Here is a 6,359-nt window from a genome sequence, read left to right as displayed (position 1 = left end):
GGTTTCCGGCGCTGAGGACAAGAGAGCGCTTGGGATTGCGCCGACGTGCGAGAACGCGGACCCGCGCGATCAATTCGCCCGGCTCGAACGGCTTGACGAGATAATCGTCGGCACCGCCGTTCAGCCCTTCGATCACGTCGGGCTTGGCGTCGCGCGCCGTCAGCATCAGGAAGGCCGGACGGTTCTCGGCGTTCGCCATCGCCTTGACGATCGACAGACCGTCGCCGTCCGGCAGGCGCCGATCGACGACGGCGATGTCGAACGGCGCCGTCCGCAGGGCCGCGAGCGCGGTCTCGACGGTATCCGTGCGATCCACGACCAGCCCCGCATTGGTCAGCAGGAGCGAGAGATAGGACATGAGCTCGGGCTCGTCCTCGACAATCAAAGCGCGCATGCCACATCCGTCGTGATGCATGGATGGAACGTCATGTCGGAGAAGGGGCGACAAATCCAGACATGACGCTCCACCCATGACCGGTTGCGGCCGGCGCGACAGCGACGCACGCGCGATCCCGCAACCCGTACCGGGCCGGCTTACGGGCCGGCCCGGAGCCTTCGCGATCAGAACCGGTAGTTCAGGCCGGCCTTGACCAGGTGCTCGTTGACACCCACCCGCGTGCGGCCGTTGCCGAGCTGGAAATTGTCCTTGCCGAGCGAGACGTAATTGTATTCGACCTTGGCGGAGAGGTTGTCGGTGATGCCGTATTCGGCACCGGCGCCGACGACATAGCCGGTCTTGCCGCGCGTCTTGGAGACGAGGCCGTCGCTTGCCTTGATGCTGCCATAGGCGAGACCACCCGTGCCATAGACCAGCAGGCGATCGAAGGTGACGCCGGCACGCGCCTTCAGCGTCCCGACATAGCGCATGTCGGCAGAGGTTCCGCCGCCGCGCTTCGAACCCTTGCCGAAGCCGTTCATCGACAGGTCGCTTTCGAGGCCGAACAGCATCGTGCCCATCTGGACGTTGTAGCCGACCTGGCCGCCGAGCAGCATTTCGTTGCGGCTCTTCTTGCTGACGCCGTTGAAGCGGTCGAAGGCGCCGCCGGCATGGGCGCCGACATAGAAGCCGTTCCAGTTATAGGCGCGCGGCGCCGAATAGGCCGGCCATTCCTGGGGCCGTGGCCGGGCACGGTCCGCCGCATATGCGGGCAGCGCGAACAGGGCCATCAGGCCGAGGCCGGCCAGAGGAAGAATACGAGACATCGATGACTCCTTGCGGGGGCTCCTCGCCGCCGACACATCTGCCAGCCGATTCGGCTCCGTGGATCGGAGCGGGCCGGCATGCGCAGATTGCGGACGAAGATTACGGCAAGGTTGCCCATTCCGGCGGCACTGGCGGCCGGAGCGCAGCGATGTCGAAAAAGGCCCCGCCCGAGACGGACAGGGCCTGATCGAAGTCGATCAGAGAACCGGAGCGGCTTGCTTGCCGAGCTCTTCGGCCGGCGGAATCCGGCCGCCCTCGAACCAGTAGGACGCAGCCGCGCGCGACATCGCCGCCCCGTCATGGCCGATGCCGGCCACCGTGATCAGTTGCCAGTTGCAGGGCACGCCGAGGCGCGCCGCTTCCGTCTTGCCGAAATCCAGCATGAAATGGGCGCGGCCGTAGCGATGCGGCCCCTGCGCCAGCGCCTCGGGCTGCGCCGGCAGGTTCGGATCGTCGGTGACGATGTCGCGGTCCCCCGCAAACAGGATCATCGGATAGGCGAGCCAGCGCGTCAGGGCCGCCGCGTCGAGACCAAGCCCGCCGAGGCCTTCGGGGAAATGCCGCTCCGGCGTGGGCAGGGTGTACCAGCCGGGATTGGAGGCCATCGCCGCTTCGAACAGCGCCCCGCCTTCCGTCGCCAGCATGCGATGCACGAACTGGCCGCCGGCGGAGTGCCCGAAGATGCGGATCACCGGCTTGTCGATCACGCCGGCAGCGCGCAGCGCATCAAGCACGCGGCCGGGCACTGCATAGAGCCATTCGGGGCGCGGCGCGATCGCGCCCTCCGCCGAAACCACGAGGCCATTGTTGTAGCCCTCGGCCTTCGGAAAAGGCTCGTTCGGGAAGGTCGGCGCGACGATCAGCAGGTTGTGCTTCTCGGCCGCATCGATCCAGAAATCGCGGTATTCGTCGCCATTGCGCAGCATGCCGTGCTGCACGACGATCACGGGATTATTCGGCTGGTGCCGCGCCGGGCGGTAGACATTCACCTCCAGCGGCTTGTCGGGATGGCTCGCGTCGATGAAGGGCAGCGTGCTGCGTCCGACCGGCGCGTTCAGGGTTTTCGTGATCATGCGGCCTCCGGAGCCTTGTGCAGATGGCAGGCGGCGCTGCGGCCGGGCGCGATCTCGGTGAGGACCGGCCGGACCTCGCGGCAGACCGCCATCGCCTTATCGCAGCGCGGATGGAACGGGCAGCCGGGCGGCGGCGCCAATGGAGAGGGCAACTCGCCCTTGAGCGGCTGGAAGGCGCGCTTGCGCCGCGCCGCTGACGGAATCGCCGCGATCAGCGCGGCGCTATAGGGATGCGCCGGCTCGGCGAAGATATCAGCCGCCGTACCGACCTCGACGATACGGCCGAGATACATGATCGCGACGCGGTCGCTGATATGCCGGACGAGGCCGAGATCATGGCTGACGAAGAGATAGGTCAGGCCATGGCGCTCGCGCACATCCATGAACAGGTTGATGACCTGCGCCTGGATCGAGACGTCGAGCGCCGAGACCGGCTCGTCGCAGACCAGGAAATCCGGCTTGACCGCGAGCGCCCGAGCGATGCCGATGCGCTGGCGCTGGCCCCCGGAGAACTGGTGCGGATAACGCTCGCGATAGGCGAGATCCAGCCCGACCTCGCTCAGCGCCTGGTCCACCGCCCCATCGATCTCCGCCTTGGGCAGGAGCTTGTGGATGCTCAAGGCCTCGCCGACGATGCGGCTGACCTTCATGCGCGGATCGAGCGAAGCGTAAGGGTCCTGGAAGATCATCTGGACCTTCAGCAGGAAATCGAGCCGCTCCTGGCCCTTGAGCCCCACGACCGGCCGCTGCTCGTAGACCACCTCGCCGGCCGTCGGCTTCAGGATGCCGGTGACGACGCGCGCCAGCGTGGATTTGCCGCAGCCGGATTCGCCGACGAGGCCGAGCACCTCGCCGCGCTTGACGCTGAGATCGATGCCGTCGACGGCGCGCAGCACCGGCGGCGCCTTGCCGCGCCCGGTCGCCATCAGGATGCGTTCCGCCAAAGTCGGCTTGCGGCGGAAATGTTTGGTGATGCCCTTGAGCTCGATGATCGGGGCGGTCGTCGAAGCACTTGTCGAAGCACTCATGCCGCTTCTCCCACCGGCACCGGATTGTGGCAGCGGAAGCGATGCGCGCCCTCGCCTGTCGTCTCGGGATCACGCTCTGAACAGACCGACTGGACGCGCGGACAGCGCGGGCGGAACGGGCAGCCGCTGGGCCGGGCGTCGATGCGCGGAGCGACGCCATCGATCTGGTTCAGGCGCTCGCCAGGCAGAACATTGGCGGCAGAGGAATGGAGCAGGCCGAGCGTATAGGGATGGCGCGGTGCGTCGAGCACCTCGTCGACCGGTCCGATCTCGACGACGCGGCCGGCATACATCACCGCCACCCGGTCGGCGAGCTCGGCCACCACGGCGAGGTCATGCGTGATCCAGAGCACCGCCGTCCCGGTCTCGCGGGCGAGCTTCTGCACCTCGAAGAGGATCTGGCTCTGGATGGTGACGTCGAGCGCCGTGGTCGGCTCGTCGGCGATGATCAGATCGGGCGCATTGAGCAGCGCGGTCGCGATCGCGACGCGCTGGCGCATGCCGCCGGAGAATTCGTGCGGGAACTGCTTCAGCCGCGCCTCCGGCGAGGAGATGCCGACGCGGGCCAGCGCCTTCGCGGCTTCGCTGAGCGCTTCCTCGCGGCTGCAGTCGCGATGCTCCAGGATCGCCTCGCTCATCTGCTCGCCGATGCTGAGCACCGGGTTCAGCGTCATCAGCGGGTCCTGAAAGATCATGGCGATGCGGTCGCCGCGGAGGCTCCGCAGACGCTCCTCGGAAGCCGCGCGCAGATCCTCGCCACCGAAGCTCACCGTGCCGGCGACGATCTCGCCCGGCGGGTCGATCAGGCGCACCAGCGAGAAGCCGGTCACCGATTTGCCGGAGCCGGATTCGCCGACCAGTCCCAGCACCTCGCCGCGCGAGACGCTGAGATCGACGCCGTCGACGGCGGGCCAGGCGCCGTCCAGCGCGTGGAAGACGGTCCGCAAGCCGCGGACATCGAGCAAGGGTTCACTCATGAGCGCACGTTGAAGCTGCGGCGCAGCCGGTCGCCGACGAGGTTGAGCGAGACGATCAGCAGCACCAGCGCGATGCCGGGGAAGACCGCGATCCAGTATTCGCCGGAGAGCAGGAATTCGAAGCCGTTGGCGATCAGCAGGCCGAGCGAGGGCTGCGTCACCGGCACGCCGACGCCGAGGAAGGAGAGCGTCGCCTCCAGCGTGATCGCGCCGGCGATGCTGATCGAGGCGACGACCAGCACCGAGCCCACCGAGTTCGGCAGCAGATGCGCGATCATGATGTGCCGGGTCGGCAGGCCGAAATTCAGTGCCGCCTCGATATATTCCTTGCGCCGCTCGACCAGCGCCGAGGCGCGCATCAGCCGGGCATATTGCGCCCATTGCACCAAGACGATCGCGAGGATGACCTTGTCGACGCCGCGCCCGATCGAGGCGAGCAGCACGAGCGCGATCAGGATCGAGGGAAAGCCGAGCATGAAATCGACGACGCGCATGATCACGGCATCGACCACCCCGCCGAACTGCGCGGCCACCAGCCCGGCCGAGATGCCGATGAAGAGCGCGCCCAGCGTCGCGGTGAGCCCGACCATCAGGCTGGTGCGCAGGCCGTAGAGGATCGCGCTCAGCATGTCGCGGCCCTGCGAGTCTGTGCCGAGCCAATAGGTCATGCCGTTCATGCCGGCATCCCCCGGCGGCAGGCGGTTGTCCATCACGCTGAGCGAGGCGAGGTCATGCGGGTTTTGCGGCGCGATGACCGGCGCGAGCAGGGCCAGCGCGACCATGATGCCGAGTAGGATCGCGGCGCCGCGCGTCGTCGGGCGGCTGCGGATGCGCCGCAGCACCTTTTCGCGCAGCGGCGTCTCGGCATAGGCAGGGACGGCGGGAGCTTTCGCCTGGGCGCTCATGCCATCTCTCCGGTCAGCTTCACCCGCGGATCAAGCGCGGCATAGAGGATGTCGACGAGGAAGTTCACGGTGACGAAGAGCAGCGTCGCCAGCAGCACATAGGCGACGACGACGGGCCGATCGAGCTGGTAGACCGAGTCGATCAGCAGCTTGCCCATGCCCGGCCAGGCGAAGACCGTCTCGGTGATCGTCGAGAAGGCGACGAGGCTGCCGAACTCGATGCCGACGACGGTGACGACCGGGATCAGAATGTTGCGCAGCACATGCCGCCCGACGACGCGGCGCGGCCTGACGCCCTTGGCGCGGGCATATTTGACGTAGTCCTGCGTCATCGCCTCGCTCGTGCCGGCGGCGACGAGGCGGGTCATCAGCGCGATCTGGGGAATGGCGAGGTTGATCGCCGGCAAGGCGAGATGGACGAGCCCGTCCCAGGTCAGGAGGCTGGTCCGGATGCCCAGGACCGAGACCGTCTCGCCGCGCCCGGCCGTGGGCAGCCAGTGGAGGACCACCGCGAAGAGCAGGATCAGCATCATGCCTTTCCAGAAGCTCGGCAGCGAGAAGCCGAGGACGGTGGCGCCCATGATGATGCGCGAGGGCCGGCTGTCCTGGTCGAGCCCGGCATAGAGCCCGAGCGGCACGCCGGTGACGATCGCCAGCGTCATCGAGAGCAGGACGAGCTCGAAGGTCGCAGGCAGGCGCCCGAGGATGAGCTCGATCGCAGGCACGCCATGCACGAAGGAACGGCCGAGATCGCCCTTGAGCGCATTGCCCATGAAGACGAAATATTGCTGCCAGACCGGCAGGTCGAGGCCCAGGCGCCGGACCAGCGCCTCGCGCTCGGCCGCGCTGGCAGAGGGCGAGACGAGCAATTCGACGGGGTCGCCGATGCCGTAGACGGCGAAGAACACCACGACCGAGACCGCGAGCAGCACGAGCACGCTCTGGATCAATCGCTGCAGGACATAGGCGGTCATGGGGTCGGACCGGGATGGTTCTGTGATGAGATGGACAAAGAGGAGGTTCTTTCGCCGTTCACGGCGGAGAGTGTCATCCCGGGCTTGACCCGGGATCCATCGTCAAGCGCCACGCCCTACGATGGGTCCCGGAACGCCGCTTCGCTGCGTCCGGGATGACGCGCATTTCCAAGGAAACCCGGCAGGCTCCGAAGGCTG

At 67.4% G+C, this 6,359-nt stretch carries 7 protein-coding genes; all 7 read right to left on the bottom strand.

The window, feature by feature from the left end:
• The coding region (locus tag JHD80_RS15165; RefSeq protein WP_199088789.1) for a response regulator transcription factor at positions 1 to 394 on the bottom strand (394 nt) is incomplete at its 3' end.
• Between the two features lie 167 nt (positions 395 to 561).
• Complete coding sequence (locus JHD80_RS15160) at positions 562 to 1,203, bottom strand: outer membrane protein (protein WP_199088788.1); 642 nt, start codon at positions 1,201 to 1,203, stop codon at positions 562 to 564.
• 198 nt (positions 1,204 to 1,401) lie between these two features.
• Positions 1,402 to 2,277, bottom strand: a complete 876-nt coding sequence (locus JHD80_RS15155; protein WP_199088787.1) for an alpha/beta hydrolase — start codon at positions 2,275 to 2,277, stop codon at positions 1,402 to 1,404.
• Positions 2,274 to 3,305 (bottom strand): ABC transporter ATP-binding protein, encoded by a 1,032-nt coding sequence (locus JHD80_RS15150; protein WP_199088785.1) that lies wholly within the window; start codon positions 3,303 to 3,305, stop codon positions 2,274 to 2,276. Before JHD80_RS15150 ends, JHD80_RS15155 begins: the two co-directional genes overlap by 4 nt.
• A complete protein-coding gene (locus JHD80_RS15145) occupies positions 3,302 to 4,282 on the bottom strand; it encodes an ABC transporter ATP-binding protein (RefSeq protein WP_199088784.1) in 981 nt (326 codons plus the stop codon). The genes JHD80_RS15150 and JHD80_RS15145 overlap by 4 nt, the downstream gene beginning before the upstream one ends.
• Complete coding sequence (locus JHD80_RS15140; RefSeq protein WP_199088781.1) at positions 4,279 to 5,187, bottom strand: ABC transporter permease; 909 nt, start codon at positions 5,185 to 5,187, stop codon at positions 4,279 to 4,281. The genes JHD80_RS15145 and JHD80_RS15140 overlap by 4 nt, the downstream gene beginning before the upstream one ends.
• Positions 5,184 to 6,161 (bottom strand): ABC transporter permease, encoded by a 978-nt coding sequence (locus tag JHD80_RS15135; protein WP_038363661.1) that lies wholly within the window; start codon positions 6,159 to 6,161, stop codon positions 5,184 to 5,186. Before JHD80_RS15135 ends, JHD80_RS15140 begins: the two co-directional genes overlap by 4 nt.
• Between the last annotated feature and the right edge of the window lie 198 nt (positions 6,162 to 6,359).

The organism is Allobosea sp. ASV33, assembly GCF_016428755.1.
Lineage (GTDB): Bacteria > Pseudomonadota > Alphaproteobacteria > Rhizobiales > Beijerinckiaceae > Allobosea.
The sequence above is the reverse complement of the archived record's forward strand: the minus strand, read 5'-3'. Positions and strand labels throughout refer to the sequence as shown.

What these genes read in the sequence shown, in the direction of transcription:
- JHD80_RS15160 (WP_199088788.1), bottom strand. Translation starts at nt 1,203, where the DNA reads ATGTCTCGTATTCTTCCTCTGGCCGGCCTCGGCCTGATGGCCCTGTTC.
- JHD80_RS15155 (WP_199088787.1), bottom strand. Translation starts at nt 2,277, where the DNA reads ATGATCACGAAAACCCTGAACGCGCCGGTCGGACGCAGCACGCTGCCC.
- JHD80_RS15150 (WP_199088785.1), bottom strand. Translation starts at nt 3,305, where the DNA reads ATGAGTGCTTCGACAAGTGCTTCGACGACCGCCCCGATCATCGAGCTC.
- JHD80_RS15145 (WP_199088784.1), bottom strand. Translation starts at nt 4,282, where the DNA reads ATGAGTGAACCCTTGCTCGATGTCCGCGGCTTGCGGACCGTCTTCCAC.
- JHD80_RS15140 (WP_199088781.1), bottom strand. Translation starts at nt 5,187, where the DNA reads ATGAGCGCCCAGGCGAAAGCTCCCGCCGTCCCTGCCTATGCCGAGACG.
- JHD80_RS15135 (WP_038363661.1), bottom strand. Translation starts at nt 6,161, where the DNA reads ATGACCGCCTATGTCCTGCAGCGATTGATCCAGAGCGTGCTCGTGCTG.